The 24591-nt window shown below is 64.6% G+C and carries 20 protein-coding genes; 7 read left to right on the top strand and 13 right to left on the bottom strand.

The annotated features are described in order from the left end of the window. Window positions 1-23: 23 nt before the first annotated feature. The gene (locus ACQ7JA_RS23435; RefSeq protein WP_430902112.1) at window positions 24-878 is read right to left on the bottom strand and encodes a hypothetical protein; all 855 of its coding nucleotides are present in this window, start codon (window positions 876-878) and stop codon (window positions 24-26) included. A gap of 82 nt (window positions 879-960) precedes the next feature. Next, on the bottom strand, window positions 961-1848 hold the full coding sequence (locus tag ACQ7JA_RS23430) for a flagellin (protein WP_430902111.1): 888 nt from the start codon (window positions 1846-1848) through the stop codon (window positions 961-963). A gap of 324 nt (window positions 1849-2172) precedes the next feature. Between ACQ7JA_RS23430 and ACQ7JA_RS23425 the strand changes: the two genes are divergently transcribed. Then, on the top strand, window positions 2173-4395 hold the full coding sequence (locus tag ACQ7JA_RS23425; protein ID WP_430902110.1) for a tetratricopeptide repeat protein: 2223 nt from the start codon (window positions 2173-2175) through the stop codon (window positions 4393-4395). A 26-nt stretch (window positions 4396-4421) separates the two neighbouring features. On the opposite strand, the gene ACQ7JA_RS23420 is transcribed toward ACQ7JA_RS23425, so the two are convergent. Genes ACQ7JA_RS23420 through ACQ7JA_RS23390 form a run of 7 tightly spaced genes read right to left on the bottom strand, consistent with a single transcriptional unit; the run spans window position 4422 to window position 10721 of the window. Beyond that, window positions 4422-5516, bottom strand: a complete 1095-nt coding sequence (locus tag ACQ7JA_RS23420) for a DegT/DnrJ/EryC1/StrS family aminotransferase (RefSeq protein WP_430902109.1) — start codon at window positions 5514-5516, stop codon at window positions 4422-4424. 17 nt (window positions 5517-5533) lie between these two features. Beyond that, a complete protein-coding gene (locus tag ACQ7JA_RS23415) occupies window positions 5534-5959 on the bottom strand; it encodes a sugar 3,4-ketoisomerase (protein WP_430902108.1) in 426 nt (141 codons plus the stop codon). Continuing rightward, entirely contained in the window at window positions 5946-6926 is a 981-nt protein-coding gene (locus tag ACQ7JA_RS23410) for a GNAT family N-acetyltransferase (protein ID WP_430902107.1), read from the bottom strand. The genes ACQ7JA_RS23415 and ACQ7JA_RS23410 overlap by 14 nt, the downstream gene beginning before the upstream one ends. Next, window positions 6926-7849: a hypothetical protein gene (locus ACQ7JA_RS23405; RefSeq protein ID WP_430902106.1), complete on the bottom strand. Its 924-nt coding sequence runs from the start codon at window positions 7847-7849 to the stop codon at window positions 6926-6928. The genes ACQ7JA_RS23410 and ACQ7JA_RS23405 overlap by 1 nt, the downstream gene beginning before the upstream one ends. Continuing rightward, the gene (locus ACQ7JA_RS23400; RefSeq protein ID WP_430902105.1) at window positions 7846-8520 is read right to left on the bottom strand and encodes an acetyltransferase; all 675 of its coding nucleotides are present in this window, start codon (window positions 8518-8520) and stop codon (window positions 7846-7848) included. Before ACQ7JA_RS23400 ends, ACQ7JA_RS23405 begins: the two co-directional genes overlap by 4 nt. A 12-nt stretch (window positions 8521-8532) precedes the next feature. Then, window positions 8533-9273, bottom strand: a complete 741-nt coding sequence (locus tag ACQ7JA_RS23395) for a class I SAM-dependent methyltransferase (RefSeq protein ID WP_430902104.1) — start codon at window positions 9271-9273, stop codon at window positions 8533-8535. Window positions 9274-9311: 38 nt separating this feature from the next. After that, on the bottom strand, window positions 9312-10721 hold the full coding sequence (locus ACQ7JA_RS23390; RefSeq protein ID WP_430902103.1) for a hypothetical protein: 1410 nt from the start codon (window positions 10719-10721) through the stop codon (window positions 9312-9314). A 104-nt stretch (window positions 10722-10825) separates the two neighbouring features. On the opposite strand from ACQ7JA_RS23390, the gene dusA reads away from it, so the two are divergent. The 4 genes from dusA (at window position 10826) to ACQ7JA_RS23370 (ending at window position 14907) form a co-directional block, all read left to right on the top strand. Next, the gene (gene dusA / locus ACQ7JA_RS23385; protein WP_430902102.1) at window positions 10826-11782 is read left to right on the top strand and encodes a tRNA dihydrouridine(20/20a) synthase DusA; all 957 of its coding nucleotides are present in this window, start codon (window positions 10826-10828) and stop codon (window positions 11780-11782) included. Window positions 11783-12125: 343 nt separating this feature from the next. Then, entirely contained in the window at window positions 12126-13913 is a 1788-nt protein-coding gene (locus ACQ7JA_RS23380; RefSeq protein ID WP_430902101.1) for a methyl-accepting chemotaxis protein, read from the top strand. Between the two features lie 74 nt (window positions 13914-13987). After that, window positions 13988-14332 (top strand): energy transducer TonB, encoded by a 345-nt coding sequence (locus ACQ7JA_RS23375; RefSeq protein WP_430902100.1) that lies wholly within the window; start codon window positions 13988-13990, stop codon window positions 14330-14332. Between the two features lie 173 nt (window positions 14333-14505). Continuing rightward, window positions 14506-14907: a YXWGXW repeat-containing protein gene (locus ACQ7JA_RS23370; RefSeq protein ID WP_430902099.1), complete on the top strand. Its 402-nt coding sequence runs from the start codon at window positions 14506-14508 to the stop codon at window positions 14905-14907. Between the two features lie 47 nt (window positions 14908-14954). On the opposite strand, the gene ACQ7JA_RS23365 is transcribed toward ACQ7JA_RS23370, so the two are convergent. After that, window positions 14955-16547, bottom strand: a complete 1593-nt coding sequence (locus tag ACQ7JA_RS23365; protein ID WP_430902098.1) for a sensor domain-containing diguanylate cyclase — start codon at window positions 16545-16547, stop codon at window positions 14955-14957. A gap of 155 nt (window positions 16548-16702) precedes the next feature. Between ACQ7JA_RS23365 and ACQ7JA_RS23360 the strand changes: the two genes are divergently transcribed. Further along, a complete protein-coding gene (locus tag ACQ7JA_RS23360) occupies window positions 16703-17662 on the top strand; it encodes an alginate lyase family protein (RefSeq protein ID WP_430902097.1) in 960 nt (319 codons plus the stop codon). Window positions 17663-17867: 205 nt separating this feature from the next. Here the strand turns inward: ACQ7JA_RS23360 and ACQ7JA_RS23355 are convergent, their stop codons facing one another. Next, window positions 17868-19724, bottom strand: a complete 1857-nt coding sequence (locus tag ACQ7JA_RS23355) for a hypothetical protein (protein WP_430902096.1) — start codon at window positions 19722-19724, stop codon at window positions 17868-17870. A gap of 79 nt (window positions 19725-19803) precedes the next feature. Further along, window positions 19804-20799 (bottom strand): LacI family DNA-binding transcriptional regulator, encoded by a 996-nt coding sequence (locus ACQ7JA_RS23350; RefSeq protein WP_430902095.1) that lies wholly within the window; start codon window positions 20797-20799, stop codon window positions 19804-19806. Window positions 20800-20986: 187 nt separating this feature from the next. On the opposite strand from ACQ7JA_RS23350, the gene ACQ7JA_RS23345 reads away from it, so the two are divergent. Further along, window positions 20987-21811, top strand: coding sequence for an NAD-dependent epimerase/dehydratase family protein (locus ACQ7JA_RS23345; protein WP_430902094.1), 825 nt, complete (start codon window positions 20987-20989; stop codon window positions 21809-21811). 189 nt (window positions 21812-22000) lie between these two features. On the opposite strand, the gene ACQ7JA_RS23340 is transcribed toward ACQ7JA_RS23345, so the two are convergent. Continuing rightward, complete coding sequence (locus tag ACQ7JA_RS23340) at window positions 22001-24520, bottom strand: TonB-dependent receptor (RefSeq protein ID WP_430902093.1); 2520 nt, start codon at window positions 24518-24520, stop codon at window positions 22001-22003. Between the last annotated feature and the right edge of the window lie 71 nt (window positions 24521-24591).

Genomic DNA, 24591 nt, shown 5'->3' with positions numbered 1-24591 from the left:
AGCGGGGCTTTGTTTTTGAAATATTATTTCATCCCAGCATCGTCTTTCGCGCCTTCGCAAGGCAAGGCCAGCGCCAGCTCGGCCACCGCGCGGAACACCGGCAGGGTCAGGACCTGCACCACGTCGCCCGCCTGCAGGCGCGCATGCGAGGGCGCCAGCGGCAGCCGGTCGCGGTAGCGCCAGCGCAGCACCTTGAGGCCGGCGCGCTGCACCGCATCTTCCAGCACCGGCTGCAGCGCCTTCAGGCGCGCGAGCGCGGGCGCATCGGGCGCGCACAGTTCCAGCGCCAGCCCGCCGGGGATCGGCTCGACCTGCAGCACCACCATCGTGCCATCGTCCAGTTCCAGCTCCAGGCGCAGGGCCGCGCGCGCATGGCGGCGCCGTCCGGACGGGCCGTCGGCCTCGTCCTGGATCACGTCCAGGTGCTGGTCGCGGGCGCCGCCCGCGTGCACGGTGAAGCGCCAGGCATCCGGCGGCAGCGCGCCGTCCGGCTGGCGCAGGATGCGCCCTTCCTGGCTGGCCGCCAGCACCGCGGGCGGCAGCTGCCCCGCATGCAGGCGCAGCGCGCGGTCGGCCAGCTGGTCGCCATAGGTGCGCACCATCGAGCGCCAGGATGCCGCCAGGCGCTGGCCGTCGGCCACCGGATAGCTCATCTGGCGCGCCAGGAAGACCTGGTCCGGCCGCATGGCGGCGCTTTCCCCGCTCGACTCCGGGGTGACGCCGGCGGGCGCCTGGGGCAGCAGCTGGGAACTCGGAAGCGGCGGGTCGCCCGCGTCGAAGGGCGCCAGCGCCACCGGCGCGGCGGCGGCCACCGCGCCGACGTTCAGCGGCGGCGTGGCCGGCGGGAGGAGGGGAACGATGGACGGAATGCTGGCCATGGCGGTCTACCAAAAGAATAAGGGGCCGGCCGTTGCCGGCCGGCCCCTCGATACTACCTGAGCTTGTGCCCAGGAGGAAAGATTACTGCAGGAGCGACATGACCATCGACGACATGCTGTTGGTCTGCTTCAGCATCGCGGTCGATGCCTGCATCAGCATCTGCTTGGAGGTCATGTTCGACGATTCGGTCGCGAAGTCGACGTCCATGATGCGGCCGGTTGCGTTGGCGGTGTTGGTGCTCACGTTCGACAGGTTGTTGTAGACGTGGTCCAGACGGTTTGCAACAGCACCCAGCTTCGAGCGCAGTGCGCTGACGCTGTTGATGGCGGTGCTCAGCTTGCCGATGGTGCCGTTGGCGTTGGTCGCGTTGATTTCGGTGCCGGCGGTGGCGGCAGCGGTACCGGCCGAGCCGCTGTACTGGGTGGCGGCGGCGACGATGTTGGTGTGAGCGGCGGTCAGTTCGGTAGCGAAGTTGCCGACCATCTTCTCGGCCGAGTCGGCGCCGATCTGGAAGGTCACGCCGGCGGTGGCGCCCAGCTTGCTGGTGGTGGCGTTCTGGAGCAGCGAGCTGCCGCCGAACTTGGTGTTCGCCATGATGTTGCTCAGTTCGCTGGTCAGCTGGTCGAATTCGCCCTGCATCGCGTCCTGGTCGGCGGTCGACGAGGAGCCGTCGGCGGACTGGGTGGCCAGGTCTTTCATGCGGACCAGGATGTTGCCGACTTCGTTCAGCGCGCCTTCGGCGGTCTGCAGCATCGAGATCGAGTTCTGGGTGTTGCGCATGGCGACGGCCATACCGCTGCTCTGTGCCTTCAGGCGGGTAGCGATCTGCAGGCCGGCGGCGTCGTCCATTGCCGAGTTGATGCGGTAGCCGGTCGACAGGCGGGTCATCGAGGTCGACAGGGATTTCTGGGTGGTGCTGATCGAATTTTGTGCGGACAGCGAGGCGGCGTTGGTGTGAAGGCTCAGCATGGTCAAAGCTCCTGAATTGAGTGGTGTTCGTAACTGGAGCAGCGGTTCGTCGCGCTCTCACAAGTACAAGACGACCAATTTCACGTGGGCATTAAGTGCCGTGTGGAAATTTTTTTGAAAAAGTTTTTTATTGATCTTTTTAACAATGTCCGAACGTCTTCCGATGACAGTCCTGCCAGCTATGTCACATGCCCACCACGACAAGGTTAAACATCGCCTCTTATGTTTTGCCCTGTGGCAAGCACCCATCTATAATCCTTGGACGTCCCGGCAGGGCTCCGCCCCATGGATCCGCCGCCCGCTACTTCTTTCCAGACTTCTATCATGGCAAAAAATCCTTCGATACCATCGCACGGGCGCGCCGCCGCTGTCGAAGCGCAGGCGAACCACTTGTATAACGAAGGCCTGCACTTCCATCACCAGGGCGACCTGGCGAAGGCGGCGGCTGCCTATGAGCAGGTGTTGCAATTGGTGCCGAAGCATGCCGAAGCGCTGCACCACGTCGGCATCATCGCCTTCCAGGAAGGGAACCATGATCTTGCGGCCGGCTTCTTCCGCGCCGCGCTGGCGCAGAACCCGAACATGGCGGGCGTGCATTGCGATCTCGGGAACGTCTGCAAGGAGCAGAAGCGCTTCGACGAGGCCCTGCAGTGCTACGACAGGGCGCTCGCGCTGGCGCCGAACGATGCCGATGCCTACTATAACCGCGGCGTCGCCTTGCAGGCCATGGGCCGGCACGAGGAGGCGGTGCAGAGCTACGATCGTGCGCTGGCCCTGAGCCCGGAAGACGCGCAAGCCCATAACAACCGTGGCGTGGCCCTGAATGAGCTCGAGCAGTACGACGCCGCGCTGGCCAGCTATGAACGCGCGCTCGCCCTGTTCCCCGACTACTTCGAAGCCTATAACAACCGCGGTAATGCCTACCGCGGCAAGAGCGAGTTCGAGGAAGCGCTCGCCAGCTTCGACCGGGCGATCGAACTCAATCCCAGGTTTGCCGACGCCCACTGCAACCGCGGCATCGCCCTGCAGGGGCTCGGGCGTACCCAGGAGGCGATCGACAGCTACGGCCGTGCGCTGCGCTGGAACCCGGAGTCGGCCGAGGCCTATCACAACAGGGCGATCAGCTATTTCGAGCTGAAGCGCTGGGAACTCGCGCTGAAGAATTCGCAGCAGGCCATCCAGCTGCGTCCGGACTATGCGCAAGCCTATGTCTGGCTGGGCGAAACGCTGCGGAAAATGAACGAATTCGAGGCGGCGATCAAGGGCTACGAGGTGGCGCTGCGCCTGGGCCACGAATCCGCCGAACTGCACGAGTACCGCGCCAAGAGCCTGCAGGCGGTGAAGCGCTTCGATGCGGCGCTGGAAGCCTTCGACAAGGCGCTCGCCCTGAAGTCGTATCCGATCGGGCTCTGCGACCGTGGCAACCTCTTGCTGGAAATGGGGCGCTACGAGGAGGCCCTGCAAACCTATGACGACGTCATCGCCTGGGAACCCGCATTGTCCGAGGCGCACCATAACCGCGCCATCGTGCTCGCCGACCTCAACCGGATCGACGAGGCGCTCGACAGCTATGACAAGGCGCTGGCGCTCAATCCCGATTTCGGCCTGATCCACTGGAACCGTGGCTTGATGAACCTGCGCCGCGGCGAGCTTCTCGCAGGCTGGCGCGACTACGAGTGGCGCTGGGACACGCCGACCATCGGCGTCTACCAGGAGAAGCGCGACTTCGCCCAGCCGCGCTGGACCGGCAGCGAAGCGCTGGAAGGCAAGACCATCCTGCTGTTTGCCGAGCAGGGGCTGGGGGATACCCTGCAAATGGTCCGCTACGTGGAAAAGGTCGCCGCGCTGGGCGCACGCGTGATCCTGGAAGTCCAGCCGGGATTGTCGCGCCTGCTGGGCGACCTGCCGGGCGTGGCGCAGGTGATCGAGCGCAGCCCTTCGCTGCCGTCCTTCGATTTCCAGTGCCCGCTGATGAGCCTCCCGGGCGCATTCCAGACCACCCTCGCGTCGATTCCATCGGCCGACCGTTACCTGAAGGCCGATCCCGCCCGGGTCGCCCAGTGGCAGGAAACGCTGGGCCCGAAGACCAGGCCGCGCATCGGCCTCGTCTGGAGCGGCAGCACGATCCACAAGGGTGACCGCCACCGCAGCATCGCCTTGTCCGACTTCGGCGCGCTGCTCTCGGAGCACTGCGAATTCATCTCCCTGCAGAAGGAAGTCCGCGCGGCCGACCAGGCCGTGCTCGACACCCTGCCGCAGCTGCGCCATTTCGGCGCCCAGCTGGGCGACATGGCCGATACCGCGGCCCTGTGCGAGCTGATGGACCTGGTGATCTGCGTGGATACGAGCGTCGCCCACCTGGCGGCTGCGCTGGGCAAGCCGGTCTGGATCCTGCTGCCGCCGATCCCGGACTGGCGCTGGATGCTCGAGCGCAGCGACAGCCCTTGGTACCCGAGCGTCACGCTGTACCGCCAGCCGGCGGGCGCCAGCTGGCAGGCAGTGCTGGAGAAGGTGGGCGCGGACCTGCATAAGTTGGCGGCGAACTAAGCTCGCCGCGAACTGAGCCTTCTCTCTCAGGCGAAGAAGGCCTTCACCTGGGCCGCCACGTACGCCACCTCGTCCGCACCCAGGATCGGCGACATCGGCAGGCTCAGGATCTCCGCCTGCAGCCGCTCGGTGACGGGCAGGGCGGGCCAGGCCTCGCGGGCGAACGCTTCCTGGCGGTGGCAGGGCACCGGATAGTGGATCTGGGTGCCGACGCCGCGCTCGGCCAGGAAGTCGCGCAGGGCGTCGCGCCGGGGCGCACGGACGACGAACAGGTGCCAGACCGACTCGGCGCCATCGGGCAGCCCGATCAGCTCGACCGGCGTCCCGGCCAGCGCTTCCCGATAACGGGCCGCGGCCGCCGCGCGCGCTGCATTGTCCGCATCCAGGTGCGCCAGTTTCACGCGCAGCACGGCCGACTGGATTTCGTCCAGGCGCGAATTCATGCCCTCCATATCGTGCTGGTACTTGACCGACGAGCCGTAGTTGCGCAGCTTGCGCAGGCGCTCGGCGAGCTCGTCGTCGTCCGTCGTGATGGCGCCGCCGTCACCCAGCGCGCCCAGGTTCTTGCCGGGGTAAAAACTGAAGCCCGCCGCGTCGCCGAGGCTGCCGGCGCGGCGTCCCCGATACAGTGCGCCGTGGGCCTGGGCCGCGTCTTCGATCACGCGAAGGCCGTGCCGCCGCGCGATCTCCCTGATCGCATCCATGTCCGCCGGCATGCCGTAGAGGTGGACAGGCATGATCGCACGGGTGCGCGGCGTGATCGCTTCCTCGATCCGCTTCGGGTCGATATTCCAGCGCGCGTCGTCGGGTTCGACCGGCACGATGCGCGCACCGACGAGGCTGACGGCGAGCCAGGTGGCGATGAAGGTATTGGCCGGCACGATGACTTCGTCGCCGGCGCCGATGCCGTAGCCCCGCAGGATCAGGTGCAGCGCATCCAGGCCGTTGGCCACGCCGATGCAGTGCCGCACGCCGCAGTAGCGCGCGAACTCCTGTTCGAATGCCAGGGTTTCCTGGCCCAGGATGTAGTAGCCCGAGCGCAGCACCCGGTCGATCGCCTCGCGAAACGCCGCCGCGTAGGGGGCGTTGACGCGGCCGAGATGGAGAAAGTCTATCTGCATGGTATCGGTAGGGCAGTTCATGCACCGGCAAGCTTGATTTGCCGGGCGCGGGCGAGGAATTCGTCGTGGTCCCGGATGTAGTCGTCCGGGGTATACACTTCCGACGCCAGCACCATGCAGACGCCGCCCGAGGAGAAGTTGTCCAGGGTACGCCACATCATCGGGCAGATGTACAGCCCGTAGTAGGAGCGGTTCAGGTGGAAGCGCCGCTGGCGGTCGCCGTCGTCGAGCACGATGTCGAAGCTGCCCGACATGGCCACGACAAACTGGTGCAGGTTCTTGTGCGCATGCGCGCCGCGGTCGGAACCGCCCGGGACGTCGTACAGGTAGTAGACGCGCTTGATGTCGAAGGGGATGTGGTTCCCGCCTTCGACGAAGGTCAGGTTGCCGCGGGGGTCGGAAATCTTCGGCAGTTCAATCAGGCGGCAATCATTCAGAGGCATGCCCGGCTCCTTTCAGGTTCAATTCGTAAAACTCGTGGACCACTCCGCCGGCGCCGAACTCGTTCTTGAACTGGGCCAGGCCTGCGTTGAGGGTCCGTCCCGCGTCTTCGGTGCTGATGCCGAAATCGAAATAGCGCTTGCCGGAACGGGAGGCCTGCATGATCGCTTCCTCGAACAGCAGGTCGAGGGCGTTGACCGAATAGGCGCGCGCGCTCGCCGCGATGTACTGGGCGTGCGCAACCGTCTGCCCCAGAAACAGGACGATGCCCGCCTCGACGGCGCCGTCCACCTGCGCGGCCATCACCTGGATATGCTCGGGAAAGCGGTCCATGAGCAGGGTGATCTCGTCGAGCGTATGCACCGGGGCGACGCCATGCTTGCGCATGAGGTTATCGGCCAGCACCGGCCACAGGGCCGCAAGATGGGCTCTGCCCTGGACCACCTGCACGCCTGCCCCCTGCGCCTTCCTGCAGGCGCGCCGGCGGCGTTCGCTGACGGGGAGGCGATACTGCAGGTCGATGCAGCTGGAGAGGTCGGCGCGATAGCGCAAGGCCCCGGCGCGGAACAGCGCGTACAGGTCTTCCTGGGCGGGACCCGCGTGGTAGATGTGCGGAACGGCCTTGTATTGCAGGCGCGCGTAGCCGGCGGAGGCCCAGCGCGCGCATGCGGCGTCGAGGGCATGCAGCATCTGCTCACCCCGGAGACGCCCCTGGTGCACGATCCCGCCGTAGCTCGCGCCCGGATGGGAAACGACGATGGACGGGTCGGCGGGATGCTCGGCAGCCGGGATGACCCCCAGCCACTGGCCATCGCGCTCGATCACGATGGAGCGGTCCAGGAAGCGGGAGCCGTGATAGGAGAGGAAGGCGCGCGAATGCAGGAAGGTGGCGCCGTGCGCGCCGCGGCAGAAGGCATCCCAGCGGCCGGCGTCGTCGGCCTCGCCGGCATCGAAAAAACGCGCCTGCATCATGGCTGCAGGCGCTCCGCGATGCCGAATCCCGTGCCGCCGAAATCGTTGCCGTTATAGAGCAACCAGGTCTTGCCGCCGGCTTCGATGTCGATGGCGTAGGAGATGGCCTCGCCATCCCATGCGCCCTCGGTGACGTCCAGGCCCATGTCGGCATCGCGCCGTTCCCAGCGCAGCCCGTCGCGCGACTGCGCATAGCCCAGGCCATACCGGGTCGGGTTGCGCTGGCGGATGGAATAGAACATCCGGTAGCCCTCAGGACCGATCCGGACGACCGGGCGTCCGAAGCCGTGCTCCTTCTCCATCTCGATCGGCAGTACGACTTGCCCCTGGTCCGGCCAGTGCACGCCGTCATTCGACTGCGCATACCGGATGTCGTAGATCGGCATCGGCTTGCCATCGATGGTTTCCCAGTCGCTGCCGGCCACGTACCACATGCGAAAGTGCTGGCCGTCATGTTCGACCCAGGGACCGCAGCGAAACAGCTGTTCGTCCGGGCTGCGCTCCAGCACAGGTGTCGCTTGAAGGCGGTGGAAGGTGTTTCCATTGTCCATGCTGACGGCGAGGCCCGTCAGGAGACGGTAGCGGATCCGGTGGCAAAGCTCGAAGCCGACGTAATACATGTAGAGGCGGCCATCGGGCGCTCGGATGACGCATGTCTGAAACACGCCGTTGTCATCGAACGAGCCGGGCGAGCCAATGTCCAGCACGGGTTCCAGGCTTTCACGAATCACCTTGCGCGGATCGAGCGGATCGAGGTCGACAAAACCGATGCGCCCGACGTTGTGCTCGTCCCGGCATTGCAGGTACACCCGCAGTGTATGCTCGTCGATGCGGATCGGTGTCGGGCAGGTCGCATGGCTGCGCGCCCACCATTGCGCGCCCGACGGTTTCCACACCACGCCGTGCTTGCGCCACTTCATGGGTCCACCTTGAAGAAGCGTGTCGCCGGCACTTTGGCGGGCTCGGCATGCGTGGCCTTGAACAGGGTATTCGGCTCGGTATCGCGCATCAGGGTCATGCCGGGGCTGACCCAGTTGTCGCGGCCGATCGTCACGTTGTTGGCGATGGTCGCATTCACGCCGAGAAAGACGTTGTCGCCGATATCGCAGAAGCCGGAAATGACCACATGCGAGGAGACGAAGATGTTGTCGCGCAGCTTGCTGTGATGGCCGATATGGTTCCCGCTCCACAGCACGACGTTATTGCCGATCTCGACAAATGGCTGGACGGTATTGTCCTCGAAGATGAATACGTGCTCGCCCAGCGTCACGTTGCGCCACACGAAGGCGCGCGGGCTGACATAGGATGCGAGCCGGTAGCCCCTGGCCTTCGCTTCGCCGGCAAGCCGTGTCCTCAGGCGGTTCAGCTGCGTGTAGACGACGGCGACGAAGACCTCGTGCTCCTGCGGCGGATACAGCGTGTGCAGCTGCTCGAAGGCCACGACGGGCAGGCCCTGCAATTGCTCATGCTTCAGCCAGGCCTGTTCCACGGCGAATGCCACCACCTGATAGTCGGTGTCGACGTCGAAGTATTCGCGGGCGATTTCGGCAAACGCCGAATCGCCGACGATGACGAGTTTTTTCTTGTTCATGCAGGCTCCTCGCTATGGCTTGACGATGAGCACGTCTTCACGCCGGTTGGCCATCGGCAGCGCTTCGCCCTGGGGCAGCCAGTAGGCGTCGCACCCTTGCGCGCGGGCGCGCATGATCACGCCGAGAATCGCGGCGTCATCGATCTTGTTCGTTTCCACCGCACGGAAATCGACCTGGGGCACCTCGGTCGTCTGCATGAAGTTCTGGTGGAACTTGACCCCGGTATCGCTCGCGAAGAAGCGCTTGCGCTTGGAGACGTTCGGAATGTCTCCGATCAGCATCTGGCCGCCCGGCGCCAGCAGCTGGATGGACAGGTCCAGGAACTTCCAGAAACTGGCTTCGACGAAGATGTACTGGAAGACGCTGTAGCAAAGAATGGCGTCGAAACGGCCGATCCAGGGCTGCAAGGCCTCGTCGCAATTCGGGTAGAAGCCCGGCAGCTTGGTCACGCCGGACGCATCGGGCAGGTGGGCCAGCATTTCGGGCGAATCGATCAGCACGAGCGAATGGTCCTGCTGCCGGCACAGGTCGATCAGCAGGCGCGGCAGCCCCGCGCATCCGGGACCGATATCGAGCACGTTGCGGGAACGGTCCGCCAGCCTGGTCAGCTTCGACTGGATGTCGGCGAAGATGGCCGCTTCATGGGCTTCCCGGTAGGCGTCCGGGAAGCCGATCTTTTCATGGGCGCTCAGGCTGTCGTCCGTCGCCATCCGGCGAAAATCGTCATAGCCAATGTCGTCGAATACAGCCATTTACTCCCCTTTTCTTGCTGTTCAGGCTCGCCGCAGCGCTAAGCCAAGGCCCGTGCTTTGACCGTCCCGCTCATTTCTTCAAGGTATTTGATGAAGCTGAAAAGCGAGAACTGCTGCTGGTGTTGCCGTGCAAAGTCCGCACACCGTGCCCGGTGGGCCTCGGGAGACTGCATGACCAGCTCCGCACGATCCCGCAAGCCGCCTGCCGCGCCGTCGAAAAACAGTTTGGCGTAGTCGCCGCCCAAGTAAGTCTCGTACGGCCAGTTGGCACCCATCAGGAACCCGGAGCGGTTGCTCATCGCACGAAGGGTACGGTCGTGGAGGCCATCGTGAATGGGCGCCGCATCGATAATGCCGTACTGGGAGGCGAACTGGAAAGCATTGTCCGACATCGCATCAAACGTCAGGAACTCGTGATGGCGATTTTGCCGGAGCTTGAATCGGTCCCAGCCCCGTCCGTAGACCTTGAGCGGCACATCTTGCAGATCTTCAACGACATGCTCGGCGACCACATTGCGATGGATCTTGTCCAGCAGCATATGGAGATGCACGCGCACCGGCAACTCCGGGTGTTGGAATTCCTTGCATAGCGCCGCCATGCGTTCCGCATTCAGCAGGCCATCGATGATGTCGTGGTGACTTGTGCGGTTGCCATTCCTGAATTCGCCGATGATGGCGTCCGCGGCCTCGAGCAGGAAGCTGGAGAGCTGCTGCGGCGACGTGTCGCGCCACTCCTTCAGGGTCGCGTCGAGGTCGTCGAGATTCTTCGGGAAGACGAAAAAGTTTCCTTCGAATCGGCCTTTGACGCCATCGGTGAACCAGACCGGCGTCGGAAAGAACGTGGCGCTGCTCTCGCGCGCGAAGTAGGTATTCGCGAACATCGCAAACGACGCCGTGCCATAGATGTGCTGCACCCACGGAGACGCGGCGTTGTGGTTGTCGGGCATGTGGCAGGGATGGTCGCCGTGGTAGCACAGGACCGGGACCCGCATCTGGTCCCAGATGTTGGCGGAGCCGATGTTCGCGGCGCCGAGCTGCAGGCCGATGCCCTGCCACAGGATGACGAAGTCGATGCCCTGGTTGCTGAGCACGGCCAGCTTGTCCATCACCGAATCGTCGAGGTCGACGATGTGCGCCGGGCGCCCCATGCGCTCGAACGCCTGCTGCATGCACCTGCTGAAATAGGTGAAGGGGTCGTTTTCGCCCCCCCGCCAGTTAATAATGACAATGCTCATTTTTGCAAGATAGAGTGGGGGAGTCGCCGGCAAGCTGCTGTGTTGGCTGTCCGGGAAAGTCAGCCGCTTTCGGTTTCGACCATCAGACAAGAAAATTTTACCTTGTTGACGCAAGACAATATCATGAAGGTAGGAGGGCGAACAAGCCGCCGCAGGCCCATCCGCAACACGGGCAGACAGGTCCGCCGGGCGCTGCGCCAGGCCATCAGTCACATTCGTACAGCCGGTTTGCGGTAAAATCGACCCCTTTTTTTCGCATCGCATCCCGTATGGAAGTCCCAAGCAAACTGCCCAGCCGCCGTCTTTCGGTTGCCCCCATGATGGACTGGACCGACCGCCATTGCCGTGTCTTCCACCGCCACATCACCCGGCACACCTGGTTGTATACAGAGATGGTGACGACCGGCGCCCTGGTCTACGGCGACGTCGAGCGCCACCTGCGCTACGCCGAGAGCGAGCATCCGGTCGCGCTGCAGCTGGGCGGCAGCGACCCGGCCGACCTGGCGAAAAGCGCCAGGCTGGGCGAGCAGTGGGGCTACGACGAGATCAACCTCAATTGCGGCTGCCCCTCGGAGCGGGTACAGAAGGGCGCCTTCGGGGCCTGCCTGATGCAGGAGCCGGCCCTGGTGGCCGACTGCGTCAAGGCGATGCGCGACGCGGTCTCGGTCGATGTCACGGTGAAGCACCGCATCGGCATCGACTACAACGAGGAATATGCGTTTGTCCGCGACTTCATCGGCACCATCGCGGACGCCGGCTGCCGGACCTTCATCGTCCATGCCCGCAATGCGGTGCTCAAGGGCCTGTCGCCGAAGGAGAACCGCGAGATCCCGCCGCTGCGCTATGAAGTGGCCTACCAGCTCAAGCGCGATTTCCCCGAGCTCGAGATCATCATCAACGGCGGCGTGAAGAACGACGACGAGATCGCCCTGCACCTGCAACACGTCGATGGCGTGATGCTGGGCCGCGAGGCCTACCACAACCCCTGGGTGATGGCGGACTGGGACCGCCGTTTCTACGGTGACGCGAATGCGCCCCTGAAAACCCGGGTGCAGGTGCTGGAGGCGATGATTCCCTATATCGCGGAACAGCTGCGCCTGTACGGTGGACACGGCCTGAAACTCAACAGCATCACCCGCCACATGCTGGGCATCATGACCGGCCTGCCGGGGGCGCGCGCCTTTCGGCAAATGCTGTCCGATCCCAAGCGGCTTGCCAGCGGCGACCCGGCCCTGCTGCTCGAAGCGGCCTCGCGCATGCCGATCGCTGCGTAAGTTAGATTCCTGGCAACTTTGTTTCCCGCAAAAGGCGTACTTCGGTACGCCTTTTTTGTTTCTTGTCGGCAAATAGATACAAACTATTGCAATCCATATACCGATGCTGCGCATCAAGCTTGCCCTATGGAAAGACCACAAGCATAATTTGCCTTGTTGAACATCAACACTGTTGTTGAGCTGAAACAGTTCGGATGCTGCAGTCGATTTCCGACTTTCCGGTCAGAATTTTTGATTTATCCTGTCGGAAATAGTCGTAGATCACAAACAATTACGGCATACGCGTCGCACGGCGCCAGAATCCGGGCGAATTTCGATCAATAGATACAGGAAGAACACGAGCATGGCTTTTTTGAATAACTTGAAGGTCGGTACCCGCCTCGCACTCGGCTTTGCACTGGTGCTGGTATTGCTGGTTGCAGTGACGGTGGTGGGCATCGTGCGCATGTCGCAGATCCAGGACCGCCTTGACCGCGTGGTCAGTGTCAGCAATGTCTCGACCGGTCTCGTGATCGATATGCGCAACAACGTCAACGAACGCGTCGCTTCGCTGCGCGTCCTGACCCTGATGACCGACCCGGCCGACATGGAACCGGAAATGGTCAAGTTCAAGGAACAGACCAAGAAGTACGACGACGCGCAGAAGAAGCTGTCGACGATCTTCGCGGCCCACGCCAGCGACAAGGAAAAAGCGCTGCTGGCCCAGATCAAGGAAGCCGAAGGCGCGACCATGCCGGCCATCGCCAAGGCATCGGAGCTGTACCTGGCGAATAACGCCATGGACGCCACCCGCGTGATGATCCGCGAAGTGCGCCCGGCACAGAAGAAGTGGATGGAAGCGCTGGACCAGCTGGCCACCACCGAAGAAAAGCAGAACGCCCAGAGCAAGGCCGACGCCGAGACCGCCTTCCAGAACGCCCGTAACTTCATGATCGTCCTGCTGCTGGCAGCGGTGGCCATGGGTGTCGTGATGGCCTGGCTGATTGCCCGCAGCCTGCGCAAGCAGCTGGGTGGCGAGCCGGCGTACACCGCCCAGATCGCCGGCAGCATCGCCCACGGCGACCTGTCGATCGCCATCGAGACCGACTCGTCGGACCGTGGCAGCCTGCTGGTCGAAATGAAAGAAATGCGCAACAGCCTGGTCGGCATCGTCGAGCAAGTGCGCCGCGGCACCGAAACCATCGGCACCGCCTCGCGTGAAATCGCCGCCGGCAACATCGACCTGTCCTCGCGTACCGAACTGCAGGCCAGCTCGCTGGAAAAGACCGCCTCGGCGATGGAAGAACTGACCTCGACCGTGAAGCAGAATGCCGACAACGCCCGTGAAGCGAACGCCCTGGCGGCGACCGCGTCGGACGTGGCCCGCAAGGGCGGCGAAGTGGTGTCGCAAGTGGTCGGCACCATGGGCGAGATCAACAGCTCGGCCAGCAAGATTTCGGACATCATCGGCGTCATCGACGGCATCGCCTTCCAGACCAACATCCTGGCGCTGAACGCCGCGGTGGAAGCGGCGCGTGCCGGTGAACAGGGCCGCGGCTTCGCGGTGGTGGCGTCGGAAGTGCGTAACCTGGCCCAGCGTTCGGCTGCGGCAGCGAAAGAAATCAAGACCCTGATCGGCGACTCCGTCGAGAAGGTCGAGCGTGGCAGCAAGCTCGTCGGCCAGGCCGGCGTGACGATGGACGAAGTGGTGGCCAGCGTGCGCCGCGTGACGGACATCATGAGCGAGATCGCCAACGCCAGCGCTGAACAGAGCGCAGGTATCGAACAGGTCAACATGTCGATCATCGAGATGGACAGCATGACCCAGCAGAATGCCGCCCTGGTGGAAGAGGCCGCTGCCGCAGCGCAGAGCCTGCAAGACCAGGCGAGCGAACTGGCCCGCGTCGTCAGCATCTTCAAGCTGAGCGAGGGCGAGCAGTACCAGGCCGAGACCTCGGCGCCTGCAGCGACCAGCACCGCCGTGGTGGTGCGTCCGGCAGCTGTCAAACGTCCGGCCCCGGCCCTGAAGAAGCCGGCCGCGAAGAAGCCAGCCGCAGCAGCACCGGCAGCTCCTGCCCAGGAAGACGCAGCACCGGCTTCCAAGCCGAAGAAGGCCGCCACCGTCGCCAGCGACGAGTGGGAAGAATTCTAAGAGAGAAATAGCCGGCCCCCGGGCCGGCATGCAGTGAGACTGCCAACCTTTATCAAAACCTTATTGGGGAAATCATGAAAAACCTGACCGTGAAACTGATCGCAGCAATGACCCTCGCCACCGCAGCCGGCGCCACCTTCGCCGCCGAAGTGCCGGCCACTTTCGATCCGAAGAAGTGCGCGGTCGAGTACCCGAAAGCGTCGCTGATGAATGAAGAGCAGGGCACCACCTCGGCATCGTTCCTGGTGAGCGCCGACGGCACCGTGACCGAGTCGAAGCTGGAAAAGTCGAGCGGTTTCAAGAACCTGGACCGTGCAGCCCTGAAAGGCCTGTCGGCATGCAAGTTCAAGCCGGGCACCAAGGACGGCGCACCGGCCCAGACCTGGGCCAAGGTCGACTACGCCTGGAAACTGGATTAATCGGTTTTCTCCCCTTGAAACAGCCGGCCGCGTGCCGGCTGTTTTGCTTTCTGGAATGCTTCAGTTACATTTCCAATGCGGAATGTATCGCTTGTAAGCGAGTTTTTCATTTCTCCCGTGCGCGGTTGTGGCTGGCTATAGTGTGTCCAACACCAATCGAAAGGAGAAACACCATGAAAAGCATTCTTGCCGCTACCGCAGCCGTCCTGATCAGTACTGCCGCTTTCGCGCCGGTCCAGGCGCAGGCCCAGGGCCGCACCGAAGTGATCGTGGTGCACAAGGCGCCGCCGCCGCTGCGTCATGAATCGATCCCCGCCGCCCGCCGCGGCCACGAATGGGTGCCTGGCTACTGGAGCTGGAACGGCCGCCGCTATGTGTGGGAACGCGGCCACTATGAGCGAGTTCGCGCCGGCTACGTCTACCACCGTCCGGAATGGCGCCAGGACCGCAACGGCTGGTACCTGGAGCGCGGCGGCTGGGTCCGTCAAGACCACCGCATGGCGCGCCGCGACCGTGACGGCGACGGCGTCCCGAACCGCCATGACGCCCGCCCGAACAATCCGAACCGTTACTAAGACGGGTTGAGGGGCAAGAAGAACCGCCTGCATCGCAGGCGGTTTTTTTATACCGCGAACGACACCGGCGCCGGATCGATATTGTCGAGGTCGCCGCACACGCGGTTGCGCCCCCCCGCCTTGGCCTGGTAGAGCAGCGCATCGGCCTGGTTGACGAACTCTCCGGGCTCGCCGATGTCGCCCGAGCCAGGATGGAAGGTGCGCACACCGGCGCTGATCGTGACCAGGCCCCCCTGGTTGTCCGCATGGGGCAGCGCGAGGTCGAGGATGGCCAGCCGCAGGCGCTCGGCCACGTAACGGGCTCCCACAGCGCCCGTGCCGGGCAGGATCACGGCGAACTCCTCGCCGCCGTAGCGCGCGGCCAGGTCGCTCGGGCGGCCGAGACTCTTGCGCAGCGTATGGGCCACCTGGCGCAGGCAGTCGTCGCCGGCCACGTGGCCGTAGCGGTCGTTATACTTCTTGAAGAAATCCACGTCCATCAGCACCAGCGATACCGGCACCCCGGTGCGCGTTGCGCGGTTCATCTCGCGCGCCAGCGTGTCGTCGAAATGGCGGCGGTTGGCGATGCCGGTCAGGCCGTCATTGGTCGCCAGCACGGTCAGTTCCTGGTTGCGCTCCTGCAGGTGTTCTTCGGCGATGCGCAACTCGGCTTCCAGCTGGTCGCGGATCACGATCTGGCGTACCAGGCGCGAGCCGACGCCGCCCAGCAGTACCACGATCAGCAAGGTGCCGGAGGCCAGCAGCAGGGTCGACTGCTGCCATTCCTCGAGGATTTCATGCTTGGAGCGCGCGGTCGCCACGATCAGCGGCAGGTCGTCCAGGTGGCGATAGCTGTACAGGCGCACCACGCCGTCCACCTTGGAGCGCAGGATGGCCGAGCCGACCGGGCCCTGCGACCTGTACATCTGGAAGATGGGGCCGCCCGCCAGGCTGGTGCCGATCAGTTTTTCAACGAAGGGCCGGCGGTACACCATGGTCGCATCGTCGAGCAGGAGCAGGATCACGCCTTCGCGGCCGACGTCGAAGCGGTCGTACAGATCGGCGAAGAAATCGATGCGGATCGTTCCGAGGGCGACGCCGGCGAAGCTGCCGTCGGGGTTGTCGATGCGGCGCGAAATCGGCAGGATCCAGACGCCGGTCGAACGGCTGCGGATCGGCTTGCCGATGTGCAGGCCGCGGTCCTTGTGCTTCAGGTGGTACTGGAAATACTCGCGGTCGGCATTGTTTCCGACCATCGGACGGTCCAGCGAAGACACCAGCCAGGTGCCGTCGGTACCGTAGATGAAGAGACCATGCAGCTCCTTGACTTCGCCAACCATATTGCGCAGGTGCAGGCGCAGGCGGTCGGCGGAGGAGGGCGCCACGCCGTCGTGCTCGACCCGCTCCACCACGCCCGCCAGCACCGTATCGACGATGCGCACCGTGCTTTCGGCTTGCGCGGCGAGCGCACTGGACATGTTCGATGTCGAGGCGGCGTTCTCGGCCAGGCGCGTCTCGCGCGCCGTCCAGATGCTCCAGGCCTGGGCGCCGATCAACAGGACGCAAAAGAGGACAAGGACCCTGATCGCGAGGCGAACCGCAGGGCGTTTGGCCGCCGTGAGGCGGTTGATCGGAGTAGGGGCGTTTTGCTTGTCGGGCATCAGTAAGGCCGCCGGGGCGCCGCGGTTGCGTGAGCTTCGAGCATATCCACGCTGGATGAAAAAGTCGAGCAACTCACTCCGGGATGGACTTTGTTTACTTGCGCCACGACCTTGCTTACAATCGGTTAAACGTTTTCCAAAAACAAGGAGTTCCGATGCCATACCTCATCCGTCCGGCGCTGACCGCCCTGATCCTGTCCACGCTGGCCCAGGGTGCGGCATCCGCCTGCGAGGCCCCGCCGCCCGTGGTGCGCGACATCGACGCGAACCGCTACTACAGCGACAAGCACAATTCCATCGTCGACCCGGTGCTCAAGGCGCGCAACGAGGCCGCGGTCAAGCCCGTCAACGATTACCTGGACGGCGTCGCGCGCTCGGCCAACGCCTGGCAGCGTGGACGCAAGCCGGCGGATGCGCAGTGCGCCCTCGGCTGGCTGCAGGCCTGGGCCGATGGCGGCGGCATGCTCGGCGCCATGACGACGAACCAGTCCTGGTACACACGCAAATGGACTTTGTCCGGCCTCGCCCTGAGCTATGCGCGCGTGCAGGCCGCAGCCACGCCCGCCCAGCGCCAGGCGGTCGAAGCCTGGCTGCGCCGGCTCGCCGACCTGACCATCGCCCACTCGGATGCGCACAAGGGCGTGCGCAACAACCACTATTACTGGGAGGGCCTGGCCATCACCGCCACCGGCGCGGTCACGGGCGAGGCGCGCTACCTGGCCTGGGGACGCAAGATGTTCGATCACGCGATGGACCAGATCCAGGCGGACGGCTCGCTGCCGCTCGAGGTGGCGCGCGCCGGCAAGGCGCTCAGCTACCACCTGTATGCGGCCGCGCCGCTCGTGATGGTGGCCTCGATCCTCGACCTGCAGCACCCGCAGCTGGATCGCCTGGTGCGCTTCTCGAGCGCCAACGTGGCCGATCCGTCGACGCTTCGGCGGATGACCGGCTTCGAGCAGGAGAAGCCGCCGCGCATGCCGGGCTGGATCGCGATCTACGACCGCCATGCCGCGCAGCCGCTGTCGACGGAGCCGCCGCCCGCGAACAACTGGGATGCGCGCATGGGTGGGGACCGGAGTTTGCCGAATCCCCTGGAGCACGTCCGCGGCTCGTAGGGGTGCGCCGGTCCAGTGGACCGGTGCACGGCTCCGCCGTGCGCGCGTTCAACTACACGGTGCAATGAGGCGCATCGTCCATCTCCAGGCCGGTTGAACGCGCGTTCGGCGAAGCCGAACACCCTACAAAAAAGCCCGACGCAGCATTCCTGCCGGTCGGGCGTGAACGCGGGTCCAGCCCCGCAGGAGAGTGCCCCTGTAACGCTTATTGCTGCTTGTCCCCATAACGGATGGTCCAGCTCACCACCAGCGGCTCGCGCATGCTGAAGGCGCCGCTGGCGCAGCTGACCACCGTCTGCATCTGGCCGTAAGGCGCGCGCCACTCAAGGCTGCCGTTCGCCGGCTCGGCCTTGCATGACGCCAGCCCTGCAAGCTCGAAGGCCTGCACCGCGCCCTCCTTGAAGCGTACCGTGTTTCCATTCACGGTGGCGCCTCCCGAGAAGGAGCCGAATTCCAGCGTCAGCGCCTTGACGTCCAGCGGCGACGCCGGCGTGTAGCGGTCGGTGCGCGTGATCGCGCCCGGCTGCAGGCTGTAGCTCGTCTCGACCTTGATGCGCGGATCGCGTACCGGGACGTTCTTGCCGAGGCGGGTGAGGGCGTCCTGGCGATACGTCAGCAGCTGGCCCGCGCCCTGCGGTTTCGTTTCGATATCCTTCATCCACGCGGTCGCAATCAGTTCGCTGCCATCGGCCAGCGTGAACTTCGGCATCAGCTGCGGATGCGCATAGCCGCTGTCGGCCACGCCCGCCACGACATCGTGCGCGAAGGGCAGCGGGTAATAGGGGCTGTTGGCATGCTGGCTCTGGCCGCCATTGATGATCGAGAGGCTGAACACATGGCCCTTGTCGCGCCAGATGCCCAGCGCCCGGTCGTGCTCGCCGCGCGCGAAGCGGGTGAGCGAGAACTTGGGGCGGCTGCGTTCGAGCCAGGCGGCCAGGTCCTGGCGCGGCGCCACGTCCTTCATGCCGGCCTTGTTCCACATCTCGTTGGTGGCGATGAGCTGGTGCAGCAGCGAGAAGTTCTCGCCCAGGATGCGGTGCTTGCCGCGGTAGGTGTCGGTGCGGCGCCCGCCGTTCCACATGTCCACCGAATGCATGGCCGGCTGGTACCAGAAGCGCATATAGCGCTCGGCGATGCGCGCCGAATAAGCGTAGGCGTATTCCTTTTCCTCGGGCGAGAGCACGCCGAGATAGGCGGCGGTCGACAGGATCTCGAGCATCGCGGTCTCGCCGTACGGCCCCAGGCTGCGGCCCATGGTGAAGCCGGTGCCGTCACTCGTCGCGCTGTTCAGGGCCACCTCGGCCGATTTGCGCAGCAGGGCCTTGAGTTCCGGCGTGACCGCCAATCCGGTCTCGATGAAGCGCTCGCAGATCTCGGCGGCGAGCAGGATGCTGTAGCGGTCGAAGCGTCCCTGGCCGTCGGTCTCGTCGCTGAAGCCGTATTTGCCCGAATAGGTGGCGTAGTGCTTGAGCATCTTGTCCAGCAGGATCTCGCCCGATTTGCCGTCTTCCCAGCCCATCAGCATGCGCAGGCGCGCGATGCTGAAGGCCACGCCATAGTAGTTGGTCGGCAGGTCGATCAGTTCATAGTCCGGCAGCCGTACGAAAGTGCGCCAGTCGAGGCGCTTGCGCAGAGTCTCCAGCGTGGCGGGACGCACCGCGCGTTCCAGCAGGCCGGCCTGCTTCAGGCGGTGCAGGGCGCCGATATAGTAGTAGATGCCCCAGGTGTCGTTCGCCATGCCGATGGTGAGGTCGGCCAGGTCGGCGTAGTCGCGCAGCATGCCGGGCAGGCGCGGATCATTGGCGGGCAGGTGGACCAGCAGGTCCGCGAGGCCCGTGGCGATTTTCCCGGGCAGGAATTTGTCTTTGCTCTTGAGGGCGGCCTGGCCGTCCATCGCGATGCCATCCCTTTCCTTTGCCAGCTTCTGGAACAGATAGTCGAGCTGGGGATAGGCCTGCTCGACGCTCTTCTGCAAGGGCGGCGTAGCTTGCGCGGGCGCGGCGTGGACGATGGCAGGGGCGGCCAGCAAGGCGGCCGCCAGGAGGGGCAAGGCGTGGCGCATCAATCGTGTCTCCGGTGTTGTTAAACGTTTTCCTAAATATAGGCGAACGATGCCGGAAAGTAAAGCGATGCGCGTGAGATCAGGCCTGGCGGGCGATGGTCGAGGAGCGCAGCACCAGCTGGGGCGCGACCTTGGTGAGCTTCTCGACCTGCTCGCCGCGGATCACCGAGAGCAGCTTGCCCATGGCGGTGGCGCCCATGCGCTCGCTCTGCAGGTCGACCGTGGTGAGCGCCGGCGTGACGTACTTCCCATAAGGGATGTTGTCGAAGCCGACCACCGACAGGTCGCGTGGGATCGACAGGCCGAGGCTGGCCGCTTCCTTCATGAAGCCGAGCGCCATCAGGTCGTTGTAGCAGATCACCGCGTCGGGACGGCTGGCGCCCAGCACGATGTTCGAGCACATGCGCTCGCCTTCAAGCATGGAGGGGCCTTCGGCATCGAAGACGGTGAGCGGCAGGCCGGCAGCGTCGAGGCACTCGCGGATGCCGCCCAGGCGCTCCTCGTCGCGGCGCGACTTGGAAAAGCCGAGGTAGGCGATCCGCTTGTGCCCGAGCATGCGCAGGTGCTGGGCCAGCATGAAAGCGCCGCCGTGGTCGTCGCTGGCCACGGTGGGGAGGGGGAGTTCGTTCAGCGCACCGAAGAACACCAGCGGCTTGTCGATCTCGGCCATCCAGGCCATCTCGTGCTCACGCAGGCGCGAGGACACAATCAGCCCGTCCACGCGCCGGCTCAGGTCTTCCAGCGTGCGGCGCTCGCGGCTCGGGGTTTCCTCGGTATCGACCAGCACCACCGAATATTCGTGGTCGTGGGCGACGCGGTTGGCGCCCTTCAGGATGCTGGAGAAATGGGGGTTGGTCACGTCCAGCACCGACAGTCCGATGGTGTTGGTGCGCCCCGTGATCATGGATTTCGCCAGCGGATTGGACTTGTAGCCCAGGCTGGCGATGGCGGCATCCAGCGCCGCTTCGACCTTGGGCGAAAAGCGCTGCGCACCGTTGATGTACTTGGACACCGTGGCGGTGGACACCTGGGCGGCTGCGGCGACGTCGCGGATGGTCGGGGCGGAGCTTTTCATTGGGGCGGGTAATCGTTATTTGACCCGGCATCTTATCACGCAGCGGCCGCGGTAAACGGGCATTTTCCCTAGCTGCAAAGCGGTCCAGCCACTTTGCCAACACCCCGTCCGGCATTGACGCGGGAAGCCGTTCCGCTATACTTGAGTTAAACGTTTAACTCTCTGTTATTACACCACTGGAGACCCCATGACTGAAGAGACACCGCGCAAGCCCTTCCACCGCCTGTTGTTGACCGGGGCGGGCGGCGGCCTCGGCACCCTGCTGCGCGAGCGCATCAAGCCCTGGGCCGACATCGTCCGCCTCAGCGACGTGAAGGTGATCGCCCCGGCCGGTCCGAACGAGGAGGTGGTCCAGTGCGACCTGGCCGACCGCGAGGCGGTGCTGTCCCTGCTCGACGGCGTCGACGCTGTGCTGCACTTCGGTGGCGTCTCGGTCGAGGAGCAGGTCGACAAGATCGTCCAGGCCAACATCGTCGGACTGCACCACCTGTACGAAGCCGTGCACAAGAAGGGCATCAAGCGCGTGATCTATGCCAGCTCCAGCCACGTGGTCGGCTTCTACCCGACCACGCAGGTGATCGACGCCGGCGCGCCGCTGCGGCCGGACTGCATCTACGGCGTCTCGAAGTGCTTCGGCGAAGCCCTGTCGCGCTACTACTACGACCGCTTCGGCATCGAGACCGTCTGCCTGCGCATCGGCTCTTCCTTCGACGAACCGCGCAACGCGCGCATGATGACCACCTTCCTCGCCTACGACGACCTGGTCGAGCTGGTGCGCTGCGCCCTGTTCACGCCGCGCGTCGGCCACACCATTACCTTCGGCGTCTCGGACAACAAGACCAAGTGGTGGGACAACCGCCTGGCGGCCCACCTGGGTTACGAAGCCCAGCGCAGCTCGCGCGAATTCGCGGAGCGCTTCCCGCAAAGCGGAGAGTGGCCGGCGAAGGAAGACGTCACGGCAACGTACCAGGGTGGCCCTTTCGTGTTGGCCGGCCCGATCTACAAGGACTGATCTCGTAGGGTGGGCGGTCCTCCGCCCACGCGTTCAACGAACGGATTCGAGCCACGGAGCGGGCCGAGACACGTGATTTGAACGCGTGGGCGGAATCCGCCCACCCTACAAAAAGCGCGGCGCCTCATCATCCATGAGGCGCCGCGTTTTTCTTGGGGGGACGGTGTCGCCACCGCCCCGGAACAGCACTTAGAACTTCACGTCCAGCTTCACGCTGTAGTAGCGGAACACGTCACGCGGCGGCACCCAGCTGTCCACCGTGATCGCCGGCGAGGTCGAGGTGGGACCCGCACGGAAGCTCGGGCCGCTCGCGTTCGCGTTCGGGATGTAGAACTTGTCGAACAGGTTCTTGATCTGGAAGCTCAGGCGCCAGCGGTCCGAGTTCTGGCGCAGCCCGAAGCCGAGGTCGGCGATCGTGTAGGCGTCATTGACGGCGCGCGGGTCGTTGCTGATCGCGGTCTGGTAGTCGCTCTGGTAGCGCACATTGCCGTTCACGAAAGCGCGGAAGGGCATCGAGGAGAAGCGCAGGTCGTAGTTGCTGCCGATGTTGACCTTGATCTTCGGCGTGCCGGGGAAGATCCCGCCGGTCAGGTCCTGGATGCCGGTGGTGGCGCCTTCGCGGATCGCGAAGCAGTTGCGGTTCCAGCCCGCCAGTGAGCCATTCTCTCCCTTGCCCGTGGTGCCGATCGCCGGGTTGGTGTTGTCCTGGTAGCAGGGACCGTTCTTCCAGTCGTTGATGGTCGGACGGGTGTAGGCCAGCGAGGCGTTCAGCGACCAGCCAGGGCTGAGCAGCATATTGGCGTCGAGTTCGAAGCCCTTGGTGCCGATCTCCGGGATCGAGTTCAGCTGGGTGTAGATGGTCGGATCGTTCGGCAGCACGAAGGAGGTGTTCTGCTGGTAGTTCCGGAAGTCCGTCTTGTAGATGACGGCCGCCACCGACATGCGGTTGTTGAAGAGGTTGGCCTTGGTGCCGATCTCGAAGGTGCGGCTCTTCTCCGGATCGACCGGGAAGGCCGCCGAGGCGCGCAGGCCGCTGGTCACGTCGTAGGCCTTGCCCTTGTGACCGGTGGCCGTCATGGCGTAGACCATCACTTCGGGCGTGATCTGCTTCTGGATACTCAGCTTGCCGGTAGTGGCCCAGTCTTCGTTGCCGCTGCTCGAGAACACGTCCACGCCCACCGGGCCCGGCACGAAGCTCGCGCGGTCCAGCTGGTCGGTGTAGAAGTTGCGTGCGTAGTTGAAGCCCGATTCCTCGAGGTTGCGGCGCAGGCCGGCGACCAGGGTCCAGGTCGGGGCGAAGTCCCAGGTCGCCTGGCCGAACACCGCCTTGTTCACGTTGTAGATGTCGGTGTAGTAGTTGGTCGGGCTCGAGGGCGAATTCGCCGCGCATTTGGTCGGCGCGACGCAGAAGCCGCGGATGAAGTGGCGCTCGATCTCGTTGCGCGCCCACCAGAGGCCGGCCACGTAGCGCAGGTTGCCGGCATCCGGCGAGACCAGTCGGATCTCCTGGGTGCGGGACGTGATGTCGTAGGTGCCGAACTGGTTGTTGCCGACCGTGGGCTTGTTTTCGCCCGGACGGGTGAGCGTCGGCACGTCGGTGAAGTCCTGGTCGCGCGAGTCGTTCGCCTTGTAGCGCTGGTAGGAGGAGATCGACATCAGGGTCGCATTGCTCGGCAGCGTGTACGACAGCTTGAGGCCGGTGCCGGTGGTGCGCGAGGCGATTCCCGTGGGGAAGTCGCGGCGCACCAGGCGGTTGCGCGGATTGGTCGGGTCGATCCCGGCCAGCACCTGCGATGCCGGCAGGTTCGGGTTGCCGTTCATGTAGGCGGTATTGATGTCGACCGGCACGCGCGTCAGGTTGCCGGCGGCGGCCGAGCCGGTGGTGCGGTAGAAGCCGTTCACCGCCGTCACGCCGCGGGTGTTTTCCTGCTCGTTATACTGCGGCATCAAGTCGATGTCGAGGTTGCGGATCGGGGTCCAGCTGAACTTCGCCATGAAGGTCTTGCCCGACGAGCCGTTGACCTTCTTGCCGTCGGTGAGGTTGGTGAAGTTGCCCGGCATATCGCTCTTGTTCGCGGCGATGCGCATGGCGAAGGTGTCGGTGAAGCGTCCGCCCATCGAGGCGGCCAGGCGCCATTCGTGGTCGTTGGTGTAGTAGGCGCTGCCGCGGTAGGTGACCGGGCCGCTGATCGGCTTGGTCACGATATTGATCGCGCCGGCCACCGCCGACTTGCCGAACAGGGTGCTCTGCGGGCCTTTCAGCACCTCGACGCGCGCCACGTCGGCCAGGTCGCGGAAGGCCTGGAACTGCACCGCGATCGGGATGTCGTCCAGGATCACCGAGACGTCCGACTCCACGCCGATACCGACCGAGACGGTGCCGATGCCGCGCATGAACAGCGCGTTGTTGGCGGCAGTCGTGCCCGAGGCCTGCGTCAGGGAAGGGGTGAGGGCGATGATGTCCTCCATCTCGCGCACGTTATTGCGCTGCAGTTCCTCTTCCGAGATGACCGAGATCGCCATCGGCACGCTCTCCAGCTTCTCGACACGCTTGTTGGCGGTGACGACCACCGACTGCAGCTGGTTCGGGTTCGGCTGCGCTTCCTGGGCTTCCTGTGCGTAGACAGGGGCGGCCCATTGTGCGACCGCGATGGCGACGACCGCTGCAACCGGTTTCACCGCGAAGTAATCGTTTCTGTTCTTGTCCAACGTTGTCTCCTTAATTCAAGAAAAGGTGCCAGGCCCGGGTGACGATCGGTGTGGGGATCGATCCCGGTGCT

Origin of the sequence: Massilia sp. BKSP1R2A-1 (genome assembly GCF_050586525.1) — a bacterium.
In the GTDB taxonomy this organism is placed as follows: Bacteria; Pseudomonadota; Gammaproteobacteria; order Burkholderiales; family Burkholderiaceae_D; genus Telluria.
The sequence above is the reverse complement of the archived record's forward strand: the minus strand, read 5'-3'. Positions and strand labels throughout refer to the sequence as shown.